This window comes from Desulfovibrio piger ATCC 29098 (assembly GCF_000156375.1).
GTDB lineage: Bacteria > Desulfobacterota > Desulfovibrionia > Desulfovibrionales > Desulfovibrionaceae > Desulfovibrio > Desulfovibrio piger.
This window is the reverse complement of sequence record NZ_DS996354.1, coordinates 127866-142446: the sequence shown is the minus strand read 5'-3', so window position 1 is coordinate 142446 and position 14581 is coordinate 127866. Positions and strand designations below refer to the sequence as shown.

The window sequence follows — 14581 nt, the reverse complement described above, 5'->3', positions numbered from 1 at the left end:
ATGGCGGAGGCCACCTCTCCGCTCACCACCGGCCAGGGCCGTGCCCTTCAGGTGCTGGGCCATCTTTTCCTGCGCATGGGACAATTCCAGCGTGCCCGCAAGCTGGCCCTGGCCCTGCTCGCTCTTGATCCCGCCGACCTTTGGGCCCGGCGCTGTCTTGCGGTGGCCTGGCTGGAGCTGGGCGACCCCGAACGCGCCCTGGAACAGCTGGACCACGTCCTGGCGGGCGGACCGCTGGCCTCCCGGGATGCCGTGCTGCATCTGCTCAGGGCCCGTGCCCTGTGGCAGGCTCAACGCCCTGATGAGGCCCGCAATGCCCTCAATGCCTATCTTGCCGCAGGGGGAAGCCGCCTGTGAGTCTCTTCTCCGACGCACGCAACATCGTCTCCCTGACCACACGTCATAGCGACCTGGCCCTGGTGGGCCTGCTGGTGGCCGTCATCGCCCTGATGATCATGCCCCTGCCCACGGCCCTGGTGGATACCCTCATCGGTGCCAATCTGGCCCTGTCCTTCGCCATCATGATGATGACCATGTATGTCAGGACACCGCTGGAATTCTCCTCCTTCCCCACCATGCTGCTGTTCACCACGCTGTTCCGCGTGGGCCTGAACATCACCACCACCCGCCTGATCCTGCTCAACGCCGACGCCGGCGAGATCATCCAGACCTTCGGCGAGTTCGCGCTGGGTGGCAACTTCGTGGTGGGTGCCGTGGTCTTCCTGATCCTGACCATCGTGCAGTTCCTAGTCATCGCCAAGGGTGCCGAACGCGTGGCCGAAGTAGGCGCGCGCTTCACCCTGGACGCCATGCCCGGCAAACAGATGTCCATCGACGCGGACATGCGCGCCGGGGTCATCGACATGGAAGAGGCCCAGCGCCGCCGCGACATCATCAGCCAGGAAAGCAAGATGTTCGGCGCCATGGACGGCGCCATGAAGTTCGTCAAGGGCGACAGCATCGCCGGCATGATCGTGGCCGTGGTGAACATCGTGGGCGGTACCGTCATCGGCATCACTCAGCACGGCATCTCTGCCGGGGAAGCCCTGGAGATCTACGGCATCCTGACCATCGGCGACGGCCTCGTCTCCCAGATCCCCTCGCTCATCATCGCCATCTCGGCCGGCATCCTCATCACCCGTTCCGGTGATACCCAGGAAGACGTGGGTGCGCAGATCGGCGGCCAATTCTTCGCCCAGCCCAAGGCCCTGCTCATGGCGGGCGGGCTGATCTTCCTCTTCGCGCTCATCCCCGGTTTCCCCAAGCCGCAGCTGTTCGCCCTGGCCTTCGCCATCGCCGGTCTCGGCTACATCCTGGACAGGATACGTTCCGCCCCCGCGCCCCGGGATGCCCGCAAGGAACTCAACCAGTCCCTCAAGTCCGCTACCCGCAAGGAACGCAAGGGGCGGCCCTCCGGTCCCCAGGACGACTTTGCTCCCACGGTCCCCATCATCCTCGACATTTCGGAAGGGCTGGCGGCTTCCCTGGATTACGACAATCTCAACGACGAGCTTTCCGCCCTGCGCCGTGCACTGTACTTCGACCTCGGCGTGCCCTTTCCGGGCATCAACCTGCGTGTCTCCTCGTCCCTGTCGGGCCTGTCCTACGAGCTCCAGGTCAACGAGATCCCCATGTCGCGCGGGCATCTGGAACAGGGCATGGTGCTGGCACGCGAAAGCGAGGATACCCTGCGCATGCTCGGTCTGGACGTACGGCGCGGAGAAAACTTCCTGCCTGATGTGGAAAGCCTGTGGATCCCGGCGGAAAAACAGCCTTTGCTGGAGCAGGCCGGGCTTTCCTGCATGACCCATTCGCGCATCCTGGCCTATCATCTTTCCCTGATACTGGCGCGGCATGCCTCCAGCTTTATCGGCATGCAGGAGACCAAATATCTGCTGGACCGCATGGAGGAGCGCGCCCCGGATCTGGTGCGCGAAGCCACCCGCCTGCTGCCCGTGCAGCGCATCGCGGAGATCTTCCAGCGTCTGGCCCAGGAACAGGTCTCCATCCGCGACCTAAGGAACATCCTCGAGGCCATCATCGAATGGAGCCCCAAGGAAAAAGATACCGTCATGCTGACCGAGTACGTGCGCGGGGCCCTCAAGCGCCAGATCAGCTACATGTATTCACGGGGCCAGAACATGCTGCCGGCCATCCTCATGGATCCCTCGGTGGAAGAGAGCATCCGCAAGGCCATCCGCCAGACGTCGGCCGGGGCCTTTCTGGCGCTGGATCCCGATACCTCGCGCCGCTTCATCGCGGCGGTGGGGGCAGCGGCGGGCGATTACCGCAAGCATGCCCAGATGCCCGTCCTGCTGGCCAGCATGGACATCCGGCGCTATGTGCGCCGCCTTATCGAAGGGGAGCATTACCGCCTGCCCGTGGTCTCCTACCAGGAGCTCACCCCGGAGATCAGCGTCCAGCCCATGAACCGGATCCGCCTTTAGGAGCTAGGCATGGAACTTGCCATCGATTACGCCGTCAAGGCCCTGTACCTGGTCATGATCCTGTCCTTGCCGCCCATCATCGTGGCCTCGGTGGTGGGCATCGTGCTCAGTCTCATCCAGGCCATCACCCAGCTGCAGGAACAGACCCTTGCCTTCGGCGTCAAGCTGCTGGCCGTGGGGCTGACGCTCTTCCTCATGGGCAAATGGTTGAGCGGCGAGATATTGCGGTACAGCGAGGACATCTTCAACCGCTTCTACCTGCTCTGAGCGGCAGGCCCGGAGATCGATGGCGGCAAGCCTGGCCCCAGGATACGCACGGACAGGACACGCATGGATTTTTCGCAATTTTTGCAGGAACTCGGGGTCTACGGGCACCTTACGGCCTTGCTGCTGGGCATGCCGCGGCTCTTCGCCCTGGTCACCGTGGCGCCCTTTCTGGGCTCCGCGGTAGTGACGGGCCAGATACGCCTGCTGCTGGTGCTGGCCCTGTACCTGCCCCTGCATCCCGTCATCGTCAGCCACCTGACCGACGAGATCACGCTCTCCGCAGCGCTCTCCCTGGCGGTGGGCGGACGGCTGGCCCTGCTCCTGCTCAAGGAGGCCGTGCTCGGCCTGATGATCGGCTTTCTTGCGGGCATCGTCTTCTGGACCGTGCAAAGTGCCGGATTTTTCATGGACAACCAGCGGGGCGCCACCATGGCCGAAGGAGCGGACATCCTTTCCGGTGACCAGAGCAGCCCCCTGGGCCAGCTCCTGTTCCAGAGCCTGGTCTACATCTTTTATACTTCCGGGGCGTTCCTGGCCTTCGTGGGGCTGGTGTACGCCAGTTACGGCATCTGGCCGGTGACGCAGCTCTTGCCTCTGGACGTGCCCCAGGGAGCGCCCCTGTATTTTGCGGAAAAGGTCGGCTGGCTCATGGGCCACATGCTGCTGCTGGCCGGGCCCATCGCGGCGGCCTGCCTTTTGACCGACGTGGCCCTGGGCCTGATCAACCGTTTTGCGTCCCAGCTCAACGTGTATGTGCTGGCCATGCCCATCAAGTGCGGCATCGCGGCCTTCCTGCTGTGCTTCTATTTTGGGCTGTTGCTGTCGCACGCACCGGAACTTTTTGATTTTACACGGGAATCCATCCTCAAGCTGAACAATCTCCTGCCGGGAGGGAACTGATGCCGTCATGCCCGCAGGCCATGACGGCAGCCGCGGAGCGCGGGAGACTTTGAGCCTATGAGCAGCGAAAAAACTGAACAACCGACCCCAAAACGCCTGCGGGACTCCCGGGAAAAAGGACAGGTCGCCAAAAGCCAGGACGTGCCCTCTGCCCTGACCGTCATGGCGGTGGCCGTCTATCTGCTGGCCATGTCTTCCGACATGCTCAATACCATGCAGACCATGGGCGAGGCCCCCATGCTGCTCATGGACAGGCCCTTTGAGGAGGCCCTGCCCCTGGCCGTCACGTCCACCCTGCTCTGTGCCCTGCGTGTGGCCCTGCCGCTCATCGGCATGGTCATGGTCGTGGCCCTTTGTGCCAACCTGATGCAGGTGGGCGTGCTGTTCTCCGTGCAGGCCGCCATGCCCAAGCTGGAGAACCTGAGCATGAACAAATGGTTCAAGCAGGTCTTTTCCCTCAAGAACCTGGTGGAGTTCCTTAAGAACATCATCAAGGTGCTGATCCTGGGCATCAGCGTGTACGTCATTTTTTCCGACTACATGCCGCAGCTGTTCCGCATCCCGCAAGGCGACATCGGCGACATGTGGCGCCTTCTCGGTTCCGTTTGCGGTGACCTCGTCCTTGTTTCGGCGGGCGTGTTCTGCGTCATCGCCGCCGCGGACTGGTGCTTCCAGAGGTGGCAGTTCAACAAACAGCACATGATGAGCAAGGAAGAAGTCAAACGGGAATTCAAGGAAAGCGAGGGCGACCCGCTCATCAAGGGCAAGCGCAAGCAGCTGCACCAGGAGATGATCGCCCAGAACCAGATCGCCAACGTCAGGAAAGCGAAGGTACTTGTGACCAACCCCACCCATTTTGCCGTGGCCCTGGACTATGAAAAAGACAGGACCCCCCTGCCCGTCATCCTGGCCAAGGGCCAGGGCGTGCTGGCCCAGCGCATGATCGAGACAGCCCGGGAAGAGGGCATCCCCATCATGCGCAACGTGCCGCTGGCACGCAGTCTGTACGAGCAAGGCACGGAAAACGCCTATATCCCCCAGGACCTCATCGGCCCCGTGGCGGAAGTGCTGCGCTGGGTGCAATCCCTGCGCCAAGGATAAGCCATGCACGAAAAGAACGCCCGAACCCTTGCCCTGCTGATACGCCTGTGCGACGACCTCGCCTGGGGACGCCCCGCGGATGAAGACGCCCTGTTCGCCCTGACCCGCGAAGGCAGCTCCTCGCCGGAGCTGGAACGCCTGGCCGAAGCCTTCGGCATGATGATCGTCAAGGTGGAGGCCCGCGAGTTCCACCGGGCGGAATTGCTGGAAAAGGTGGACCAGCTCTCGCAAGAGCTGGAAAAAAGCCGCCTGCGCCTGCATGAAGAGAACAGGCAGGTGGTGGAGACCCTGCAAAAGGAGTACAACGTCCGCCGCATCATCGGCCGCTGTCCGGCCATGCGGCAGGTGGTGGCCCAGGCCCTGGCCATCGCCCGGCGGCCCATCAACACCCTGATCCTGGGCCCTTCCGGTACGGGCAAGGAGATCTTTGCCAAGACCATCCACTACCACTCCCCCAGGCGCGATGCCCCCTTCGTGGCCGTCAACTGCACGGCCATCCCTGATTCCCTGTTCGAAAGCGAGATGTTCGGCATCGAAAAAGGCGTGGCCACCGGTGTCAGCGCCCGCCGCGGCCTGGTGGAAGAGGCCTCGGGCGGGACGCTCTTCCTGGACGAGCTGGCGGACATGTCCCTGCCCAATCAGGCCAAGCTGCTGCGCGTGCTCGAGGAGCGGGAAGTCCTGCGCGTGGGCAGCGCCCGGCCCGTGCCCGTGGACATCAAGGTCATCGCGGCCACCAATGTGGATCTGCGGCAGGCCGTGGCCCAGGGGCGTTTCCGGCAGGACCTGTACTACCGCCTCAATGTGGCCGAGCTGACGCTCCCTCCCCTGCATGAACGGGGCGACGACATCCTGCTGCTGGCCCGGCACCTGCTGGCCCAGCATGCGCACAATATGGAACGCTCTGCCCTGAGTCTGGCCCCGGCCACCCAGCAGTGCCTGCTGGCCTATGACTGGCCCGGCAATGTGCGCGAACTGAGCAACGAGATGGAGCGGGCCGCGGCCCTCACCGTGGATACGGTCATCCGCCCCTCGGATCTTTCTCCCAAGCTGCTGGCCGCCCTGGCACGCCACGGCGGCATAAAGACAGCCGATACATCCCCCCGGGAACCGCTGCCGGACATCCGGACGACGTTCAATCTGGAACAGGCGGAACGCCTGCTGGTACAGCGGGCCCTCGACGCCTGCCAGGGCAACAAGAGCCGGGCGGCGGAACTGCTCGGCATCACCCGGGAAGGCCTGCGCAAAAAGTTGCTGCGCCTCGACAGGACGGCAGCTCACGGCCATGACGGGGAGGACGCATGAACGCGAGCCTGCGATTGCGCCTGGCCCTGCTGGTGGTCTGTTCCGTGGCCCTTACCGTGGCGCTGGTCCTTTACCTGACCTGGCAGCGGGTCGGGGAGACCATGATCGGGATGGAAGAAAAAAATTTCGCCACTCTGCTGCTGGTGGAAGAGGAGCGCCTCAACACGGCCACCCTCAACCATCTGGCCGCCAAGGTGCGCTCCGTGCTCCTGCGCAAGGCACAGCTGCGGGACGCCTCCGCCCGCATCCAGACCTTGCTGCAGGCCCTGGCCCCGGAACAGGCAGCGGGCAGCGGACAGGGCCATACCGTCCTGCAACCCCTGCTGTCCGCCATGGATGCCGCCAGTATCGGTCTGGTGGATGACGTCGACAGCATCCGCATGGAGATCCTGGATACGGAAAAACTCCTCAACGGCCAGACGAGCCTGCTGGGCCTGTCGTCCGGCCTGCAGGACGTCAAGCAACGACCTGTGCAGCGCCTGCTCAAACAGCTGTCCCGGGACGGTGATTTTGCCGTTTTTGACCTGCCCCGTCTCGTGGCCACCAACGAAGGCCGCATGATCCCCTCCGGCACCTACCGTCCTGTGCTGGCCTACTTTCTGCCGCTGGACGGCCACAGGCCGTCACGGGAGATCCTGGTCTCCATGATCCCTCTGGACGATCTGGAAAAAATGGCCGCCCGGGCCCAGGCACAACTGCTGGAGGACACCCGGGAAAAATTCAGGGAGATGTCCCTCTACCCCGGCGGGCTCGTGGCCCTGCTGGATGGTGACGGACATATCCTGGTCTCCGGCGGTGACGGACTGCTTCCTGACGGTCTCGACGCGGCCCGTGCGGAAGCCCGCCGGACCGGTATGGGCAAGGTCATCCTGCCGTCGGCACAGGGAGACATGCTCTGTCTGCTGGGCAGCATCCGGGCCTTTGGCTGGTATGTGGCCCTCACGGCTCCCCTGGACGAGATTCAGGAACCTTCCGACAGCCTGCTGGCCAGCCTGCTGGCCGTAAGCCTGCCCATCATGCTGCTGGTGGCTCTGACGGCCCTGCTCATGCTCATCAGGACGCTGCGCCCCCTGAAATTGCTGACCCGCAAGACACGCCAGCTGGCCAACGTGGATTTTGCCGCCCCCGATGCTCTTGACCGGCTCGAGCCTCTCCTCAGCAAGGGGCTGCCGCTGGAGCGCCGTGACGAGCTGGGCCAGCTGGCCCGGGCCTATGCCCATCTGGGCGGGGCCCTTGCCACCAACATCCGCAACCTGATGGAAGCCACCGCCAGCAAGGAACGCATGGAGGGCGAGCTCTCCGCCGCACGCGAGATCCAGATGGGCATCCTGCCGCCCCCGGACGGCGCCCCCGAGATGTGCGGTTTCCGGGCCTCGGCTTTTCTGGATCCCGCCAAGGAAGTGGGCGGCGACATGTACGACTTTTTCGTCACCAGCGACGGCCGGCGGGCCCTTGTTTTGGGGGACGTGTCCGGCAAGGGGGTCCCGGCGGCCCTGTTCATGTCCATGACCGTCACTCTCGTGCGCTACGCCCTCGGCTCCGGGCTCGATCCGGCGGCCGCCATGTCGCGGGTCAACGCCATGCTCGAGGCCCACAACCCGGGCAACATGTTCGTGACCCTTTTCCTGGCCCTGTATGATCCCAAAAGCGGCGAACTGAGCTATGCCAACGGCGGCCACTGTCCGCCCTACATCATCGATGCCGCCTCGGACGCCCCGCCGCGCATGCTGGACAAGCTGAGCGGCCCGCTGGTGGGCGTCATCCCTGACATGGAATACACGCTGTTCACGGATACCCTCAAGGAACAGGAGACCTGCCTGATCTTTACCGACGGGGTGACCGAAGCCATGAACAGCGACAAGGAGCTCTATGGTGAGGCCCGGTTGCAGGACTTCCTGGCCGCCCATCGCGGAGCCTCGCCCCGGGAGCTGCTGACGCTCATCTTCTCGGAGCTTGTCCGCTTCCGGGGCGAAGAGCCGCAATCCGACGACATCACCATGCTGGCCTTCTGCCGCACCCACAACGCGAGCGTGGCCCAGCCCACTTCCACTGCCCGGACGTCTTCATGAACCAGTCTTGCCCCTCGATGGACCGGCACAAGCCCCTTGGCCGCATCCTGACCGGATGGATCGCCATCCTGCTGTGCAGCCTGCTGCTGTACGATGCCCTGCTCTACTCCTCCCTGCGCACCGCGACACGGGAAGGGACGCAGGCATCGGCCAGTGTGGCGGCCACTGCCCTGAAAAGCCGCATGGCCATAGGGATCCGCTTTGGCAAAAAGCTGGAGACCTATCACAATGTCGACCGCTTGCTGGCCAGCGTGGGCCAGGCGGCGGATATGCCCCTGGCCGTACTGGATGCCCGGGGCAAGGCCCTGCATCACTGGGGCCGCTTCCCGCTTTTGCCGGACATCAGCGACCGTCTGCCGCAGACGGGGAAGGAGACTATCCTCTCCCTGAAGGACGGGGAGCTGCTGCTGGCCCCCATCGCGGACCGGGACGAGCGCATCGTGGGGCATATCGCGGTCTGGATGCCTTCCCGCAGCCTGGACGCCACGCTCCAGGACCTATTCCGGCAGCAGTTGCTCTTCCAGGGCGGACTGGCCCTAGCGGGGATCCTGCTTTTGTCGCTCTGCCTCGGCCTGCGCCGTTCCGGCGGCATGCCTCGAAACCTGTGCATCGCGGTCTTCCTGCTGCTCATGCTGGGCAATGGAACGCTGGCCCTGCATGCCGTCAGCCGCCAGTACACGCAGGGACTCAGGAACGATGCCGCACATACCGGCGCCATCCTGACCGAAGACCTCAACCGCCTGCTGCTGGTAGGCGTCTCCCTGGATGATGCCAGCCGCCTGTCCGCCTATCTGACCCGGGCCGCCACGGCCCACGGTGAGGATCTTGTCCTGGAGGTCCTCGCGCCTTCCGGCAAGGTCTTTGCTTCAAGCCATGCTTCCGGACCTCTTCCCGAACTTTTGCCGCGCGGCGAGGAATTCCCCCTGCTGGAGCTGGCCTCGTCCTTCTCCGTCAGCGGGGATTCGCCGGAACAAGGCTGGAAGCTGCGGGCCTCCCTCACGCGCGGCCCCTGGCTGGAACGCCTGATAGCCAACGGACTGGACATCCTGACCCTGGTGGTCATCTCCCTCATCTTCATGGTGGAGATGTTCCTGCTGCTTTCCCGCAGTCTGGAGGCCCGCCTGCAAGGGACGACGCAGACCCACGCCCACCGCAGCGCCCTGTTCCGCCCGCTGATGTTCGTTTTCATCCTGGCCATGGACATGACCATCTCCTTCATCCCCCTGCGCATGGCCGAACTCACCACGTCCGGCATGCTCCCGCGCGACGTGCTGCTGGGCCTGCCCATCTCCGCCGAAATGGGCATGACCGGCCTCAGTGTGCTCATTGCCGGGACCTGGATGAAGCGTAAAGGGGCCCGGCCGCCCCTCATGACCGGCATCATCTGCATGGCTCTAGGCTATCTGGCTTCCATGCTAGCCTGGAACCCCTGGCTCTTCATCGCCGCCCGCGCCCTGGTGGGGCTGGGGTACGGACTTTCCCTGCTCACGGCCCAGGCCTATACGGTGCGGGACGGCAAACTGGCCGACATGTTCGCCGGTGTCTATGCCGGATCCCTGTGCGGCAGCGCTCTGGGGGCCATGCTGGCCGAACGCCTGGGCTATGGCCCCGTCTTCGTCATTTCCGCCGTCATCCTGGCCTGTCTGGCCCTGGTGCCCCTGCGCCTGCTGCGTGGACAGGAAGAACGAGCGGATGCCCAGGAGGAAGCCCCGACCGCCAGACTGACCCTGCCGCAGATCCGCCGTCTGCTGGCGGACCGCCACTTCCTGGCCTTCATCCTGCTGGCCCTGCTGCCTTCGGCCCTGCTCTGCGTGGGCTTTCTCAACTACTTTTTGCCTGTCTTCCTCAAGCAGGCCGATGTGGCCCAGTCCAACATCGGGCGCATCTACATGCTCAACTGCCTCATCGTCATCTACAGCGGCCCCCTGTTCGCCCGCCTGGTCGGCAACAGCCTGCACAAAGGCCCGCTCCTTTTCTGGGCGGGCATCCTGTCAGCCCTGTCCGTGGCCTGTTTCTGCATCCTGCCCCCCCTGCCGGCGTCAGTGGCGGGCTCCATCCTGCTGGGACTGGCCACCGGTCTCAACATCCCGGCCCAGAGCGAATTCCTGCTGGAGCTGGACATCGCCCGGGCCATCGGTGTGGATCAGGCCATGAGCCTGCTGGATGCCCTGCAACGCGTGGGACAGGTCATCGGCCCGGTCTGCGTGGGGGCGGTCATGGCCATCATGAGCGTGGATGACGCCGCCCGCTGGGCAGGCATCATCCTGGTGGCCATTTCCCTTCTTTTCCTGCTGCTGGTCCGTCCGGCCCGGCATACGGGAGACAGAGCATGACCCTTGCCCGGGAGTGGATCCGCAGTCGTTGCCCGGACGCGCTGGCGGCCTTCGAACGGGCAGGAGCGCAGACACTGGCGGCCTATGCGGCAGGCTTTGGCGCAGAGGCCTCCCTGCCCCGGCCGCCGCAAGCCGCTGATGACCTTGAGGAGCTGGCCGCCTCGACCTGCGCCCGGCTGTATTCGGCAGACGTGGGACAAGCCCTGCGTCGTGAGCTGGAAACGGATCTCCATGCCCTTACGGCCAACCATCACGGCGTGGACTTCCATCCGGAATTTTTCCAGGGCGACCTGCTGTTCGCCATGAGCTGCCGCCATGCCGTGCCCCTGTTCAACTGTGGCGCTGTCCCGGCCAACAATGTGGCCTATCCGCGCGGCATACTGCTGGGATGCGGCACCCCGGGAGAGGTGAGTTTCCGCAGCCGCAAACTGCCCATCCTGCCGGGACGAGACCGGCATGGGCTCATCAGCGTGCGCCCGGCGTTCACCGCCGCCGAGGTCACCCTGCCCTCGCACCTTCCCGGTCAGCCGGAAGAGACGCATGCTCTGGACCGTCTTGTCCAGGCCGTCTACCGGCATCCCCGCGTCCTAGAGCAGCATACGTTCCGGGATCAGGCCGGCATCATGAATGCCCTGCTGTGGCAGCAGGTCATTCCGGAAAACTGTGACATCCCGCCCCTGGTCTCGCTGGACATGCAATGGCTGTGCGGCCGCCTGATCTCGGCCGATCTGGAACATCCGGACAGTCTTGTCCGGCACCTGCTCCTGCATCCGCCTCTGGCCGCCGCGGTCTGGGAGGCCCTCAACGGGCAGCGGGCCTGCTGGACCGGGGACGCACAGAGCCTGCAACGGGGTACCTTCCTCTTCTGGGGCGTGGACGGCAAAGGACGGGCCCTGGCCCTGCGGCCTGCCCGCGATTTCCGCTCGCTGGAGGCGGCCCGGGACAGCAACTGGCGCCTGCCGCTGGATGCCCGCACTCTGGGCAAGGCCCTGAAGGAAGGACGTATCCTTCCTTCACTTTTCCTCTATTTCGCCACCGTGGCGGCGGCCAGGGGCCTGCGCTGTGCCGGAGGTGTTTTCCAGACCTCATACCTGCCGCGCATGATCCGGGGCATCTGTACGGCCCTGCGGCACTGCGGCGCAGACGCACTGGCGGAACGCATCTCCGGGTCCTTCCGCCCCTGTCCGCCCTGCACGGGACTGCTGCCCCTGCGTCTGTCCTGCCCTGATGGTCCTTTGCAGCAGACGGGCCGGGGAGCCGGTGCCGCGGACCTCTGGCTGGCCGGCGGCCTTTCTCCGGCCCTGTGGCAGTCCCTGCGGGACTGCCGGGTCGATCACGCTCTGGCGGCCTCGCTGCCGTATCATTATGAAGACCTGTCAGGTCAGGATATGCGGCCGCAGTTGCTGGAGCAGCTCCTGCAACAGGCCCCGCCCGCCGGGAGCCTGCCTTTCCTTGCGCCTTTCACCCTGGAGATGCCCCATGCCTGAACTGGAGATAAATATGGATGCCCTGGCCCATAACCTGCGTCTTGTGCAGCGTCAGGAGCAGGCCTGGGGTTTTCGCTTTCTGCCGGTGCTGAAGATGGTGGCCTCCCACCCGGACATCGTCGATTTCCTGCGCACGCAGGGCTATGCCTGTTACGGCATCGCGGACATGACCGAGCATCTTCTTTACGGCCCGGAGCCGCCTGACCGCACAGGGCGTATCCTGATCAATCTGGCGCCCCCGGACCGGGCGGACGACGTCGTCCGTCTGTTCGAGCGCAGCTCCTTTTCCTGCGAGGCGACCTTCCTGGCCCTGGATGCCGCCGCCCGTGCCGCGGGCCTGCGTCATGGGGCCCTTCTCATGGTGGATATAGGCGACATGCGCGAAGGTATCCCGCTGGATGAGGCCCCTGCCCTGCTGCGGGCCGTGGCTGCCGCGTCGCAGCGAGCCTCCCATGGCCCGGGTGCCCATGTGGCGGGCATCGGCGTCAACCTGGGCTGCCTGTACGGTACCTGCCCGGACGACGAAAACATGGCCCGGCTCGAGGCCCTGGCCGCCCGGGCCGGGGACCTGCTGGGGCACGCCCTGCACCGGGTCAGCCTGGGCGGGAGCATCTTCTGGAACTGGTTCGCCCGCCGCCACGGGCATGGGCCGCACTGGCCGCCCGGCTGTATCATGGAATTCCGTATGGGGGATCCCCTGCTGCTCGGCCGGGACATGTACCGGGAAGAAGCCCTGCTGGCCGGGGACTTTCGGCAGGACATCTTCCGTCTGTCGGCCACGGTGCTGGAAGTGACGGAACGCGACATCCACCCACCCCGCCACAGCGTTCACAACGGGCGGGGGATGCCCGCAGACTGCCCCGATCTGGGAAAACGGCTCCGGGCACTGGTGGACTGCGGCAGCCTGCACACGGACGTCCGGGGCCTCTCTCTGGCCCGTCCGGACTGGCGGATCTCCGACTTCAGCGGCAATTATGCCATCCTGGACATGAGCGGCTGCCCACAGGTGCCCGTGCCGGGAGAACATATCCACTTCATCCCGTCCTATTGGGCCGTGGCCCGTACCTGCCGCATGCCCCACATCCGCAAGACCCTCATCCACGATATTCTGCCGGGACGGTCTCTTCCCGACTCCCGGCCTACCGCTCCCCATCAGGGAACGGTGTCCCTTTCGGAGGTTTCATGAAGACGTCACGATATGCCGCCCCAATGCTTGCCTGTCTGCTGCTCCTGTCCCTGCTGCTCCCGGACTGTGCCTTTGCCGCCTCTGCCAGGAATGCTCCTGCCGGAGACAGAGTATGGCGGGTGATCTATGTGGAAGGCGGCCCCTTTTCCGATTACCAGCGCATCTTCCAGGGACTGGCCCTGGGGCTGGAGGAACGCGGCCTGATCGAGAACGGGCATGTGCCCCTGCCCAAGGACAGCGAAGAGGCCCGCGGCATGTGGGAATGGCTGCACCAGCATGCGGGCGGCAAGCACCTTGTCTTTCTGGCGGACGGTTTCTATTCCGCCGGATGGGACAGCCGGCAAAGGGAAAAGGTGCGTCAGGACGTCCTGCGGCGCATCCGGGAAAAGAAGGACGTGGACATGGTCCTGGCCTTCGGCACCTGGGCCGGACAGGATCTTGCCGCGCAGGATCTTCCTGTCCCGGTCATCGTCTCGTCCGTGACCGATGCGGTGGATGCGGGCATCATCCCCTCGGTGGAAGATTCGGGACGGGACAATCTGGTGGCCCCCATCGAACCTGACCGCTTCAAGCGCCAGGTCCTGCTGTTCCATGATATCTTCGCGTTCAAAAAGCTCGGCATCGCCTACGAGGATACTCCGGCAGGCCGCGGCAGCATCGCCCTCAACGAGATCGAGGATGCCGCCAGGGAACTGGGCGTCACCCTGCTGCGATGTACCGATACCTTCGACATCCAGGATGCGGACCTCGCCTCCGAACGCCTGCTGGCCTGCCATAAAAAACTGGTGGAACAAGGGGCCGAGGCCGTCTACCTCACCTATAACGTCGGTCTGCAGGCCGCTGCCATGCGCAAGGTGCTGCAACCGCTGGCCGATGCGCACATCCCCACCTTTTCCCAGCTGGGCGCACCGGACGTGGTCCACGGGGCTCTGCTGAGCGTGGCCCAGTCCAACACGGCCGAGGAAGGCCGTTTCAGTGCCGGGCTGGTGGAGGCCATCCTCAAGGGAGCACGCCCGCGTGACCTGTCGCCGGTCTTCGAAAGTCCCGTCAGCATGGCTCTGAACCTGTTCATGGCCACGCTCATCGGCTGGAACCCGCCGCTGGAAGTGCTGGCCGCCGTGGACGAATTCTATCAGGAGATGAAGTAGCCCACAGCGAAACCTCCTTCAGAAGGAACGAAATATAAAAGGCGTACCGTTATCCGGTGCGCCTTTTTTGTCCGCTGTACTCCAGGTCCCTCTGGGCTTTCCCGCCTGTCTTTCGTGTACGCCATTCCTTCTGCCTGTTGTCCGGCGCTATCAGCGGGCGGCTGAACAAGGGCCATATCGCCAGCATATCCCCTGCTGCACCTGCCTTCTGCGGCCTTTGCCTTAACGTCTGGAGAGCTTCTGGGATGCCCATGATCCGCCCTGCTGTGATTCTCCTTTCCTATCACGGGTAATGGGAAAAAAGTATTTTGCGGCATCAGCAGACTGTGGCATAGACTTAC

General features: G+C 64.6%; 11 protein-coding genes. All 11 read left to right on the top strand.

The genetic code is table 11. The features are described 5' to 3' along the window. The 11 genes from sctY (at position 1) to DESPIG_RS02660 (ending at position 14240) form a co-directional block, all read left to right on the top strand. On the top strand, positions 1–357 hold the full coding sequence (sctY, locus tag DESPIG_RS02710; RefSeq protein ID WP_006004751.1) for a type III secretion apparatus assembly chaperone SctY: 357 nt from the start codon (positions 1–3) through the stop codon (positions 355–357). Then, positions 354–2447, top strand: a complete 2094-nt coding sequence (gene sctV, locus DESPIG_RS02705; RefSeq protein WP_006004749.1) for a type III secretion system export apparatus subunit SctV — start codon at positions 354–356, stop codon at positions 2445–2447. The genes sctY and sctV overlap by 4 nt, the downstream gene beginning before the upstream one ends. 9 nt (positions 2448–2456) lie before the next feature. Continuing rightward, the gene (sctS, locus tag DESPIG_RS02700) at positions 2457–2714 is read left to right on the top strand and encodes a type III secretion system export apparatus subunit SctS (protein ID WP_006004747.1); all 258 of its coding nucleotides are present in this window, start codon (positions 2457–2459) and stop codon (positions 2712–2714) included. A gap of 63 nt (positions 2715–2777) precedes the next feature. Then, a complete protein-coding gene (sctT, locus tag DESPIG_RS02695) occupies positions 2778–3614 on the top strand; it encodes a type III secretion system export apparatus subunit SctT (protein WP_006004745.1) in 837 nt (278 codons plus the stop codon). A 57-nt stretch (positions 3615–3671) separates the two neighbouring features. Further along, positions 3672–4715, top strand: a complete 1044-nt coding sequence (sctU, locus tag DESPIG_RS02690; RefSeq protein WP_006004743.1) for a type III secretion system export apparatus subunit SctU — start codon at positions 3672–3674, stop codon at positions 4713–4715. 3 nt (positions 4716–4718) lie between these two features. Beyond that, positions 4719–6017, top strand: coding sequence for a sigma-54 interaction domain-containing protein (locus tag DESPIG_RS02685; protein WP_006004741.1), 1299 nt, complete (start codon positions 4719–4721; stop codon positions 6015–6017). After that, complete coding sequence (locus DESPIG_RS02680) at positions 6014–8086, top strand: PP2C family protein-serine/threonine phosphatase (protein WP_006004739.1); 2073 nt, start codon at positions 6014–6016, stop codon at positions 8084–8086. Before DESPIG_RS02685 ends, DESPIG_RS02680 begins: the two co-directional genes overlap by 4 nt. Further along, positions 8083–10419: an MFS transporter gene (locus tag DESPIG_RS02675; protein ID WP_081446803.1), complete on the top strand. Its 2337-nt coding sequence runs from the start codon at positions 8083–8085 to the stop codon at positions 10417–10419. The genes DESPIG_RS02680 and DESPIG_RS02675 overlap by 4 nt, the downstream gene beginning before the upstream one ends. After that, positions 10416–11906, top strand: coding sequence for a hypothetical protein (locus DESPIG_RS14005; protein WP_006004736.1), 1491 nt, complete (start codon positions 10416–10418; stop codon positions 11904–11906). Before DESPIG_RS02675 ends, DESPIG_RS14005 begins: the two co-directional genes overlap by 4 nt. After that, complete coding sequence (locus tag DESPIG_RS02665) at positions 11899–13092, top strand: alanine racemase (protein ID WP_006004734.1); 1194 nt, start codon at positions 11899–11901, stop codon at positions 13090–13092. Before DESPIG_RS14005 ends, DESPIG_RS02665 begins: the two co-directional genes overlap by 8 nt. Further along, positions 13089–14240, top strand: coding sequence for an ABC transporter substrate binding protein (locus DESPIG_RS02660; protein ID WP_147589149.1), 1152 nt, complete (start codon positions 13089–13091; stop codon positions 14238–14240). Before DESPIG_RS02665 ends, DESPIG_RS02660 begins: the two co-directional genes overlap by 4 nt. The last annotated feature ends 341 nt before the right edge of the window (positions 14241–14581 follow it).

What these genes read in the sequence shown, in the direction of transcription:
- DESPIG_RS02675 (WP_081446803.1), top strand. Translation starts at nt 8,083, where the DNA reads ATGAACCAGTCTTGCCCCTCGATGGACCGGCACAAGCCCCTTGGCCGC.
- DESPIG_RS02685 (WP_006004741.1), top strand. Translation starts at nt 4,719, where the DNA reads ATGCACGAAAAGAACGCCCGAACCCTTGCCCTGCTGATACGCCTGTGC.
- sctT (WP_006004745.1), top strand. Translation starts at nt 2,778, where the DNA reads ATGGATTTTTCGCAATTTTTGCAGGAACTCGGGGTCTACGGGCACCTT.
- sctU (WP_006004743.1), top strand. Translation starts at nt 3,672, where the DNA reads ATGAGCAGCGAAAAAACTGAACAACCGACCCCAAAACGCCTGCGGGAC.
- DESPIG_RS02660 (WP_147589149.1), top strand. Translation starts at nt 13,089, where the DNA reads ATGAAGACGTCACGATATGCCGCCCCAATGCTTGCCTGTCTGCTGCTC.
- sctY (WP_006004751.1), top strand. Translation starts at nt 1, where the DNA reads ATGGCGGAGGCCACCTCTCCGCTCACCACCGGCCAGGGCCGTGCCCTT.
- DESPIG_RS14005 (WP_006004736.1), top strand. Translation starts at nt 10,416, where the DNA reads ATGACCCTTGCCCGGGAGTGGATCCGCAGTCGTTGCCCGGACGCGCTG.
- sctS (WP_006004747.1), top strand. Translation starts at nt 2,457, where the DNA reads ATGGAACTTGCCATCGATTACGCCGTCAAGGCCCTGTACCTGGTCATG.
- DESPIG_RS02680 (WP_006004739.1), top strand. Translation starts at nt 6,014, where the DNA reads ATGAACGCGAGCCTGCGATTGCGCCTGGCCCTGCTGGTGGTCTGTTCC.
- DESPIG_RS02665 (WP_006004734.1), top strand. Translation starts at nt 11,899, where the DNA reads ATGCCTGAACTGGAGATAAATATGGATGCCCTGGCCCATAACCTGCGT.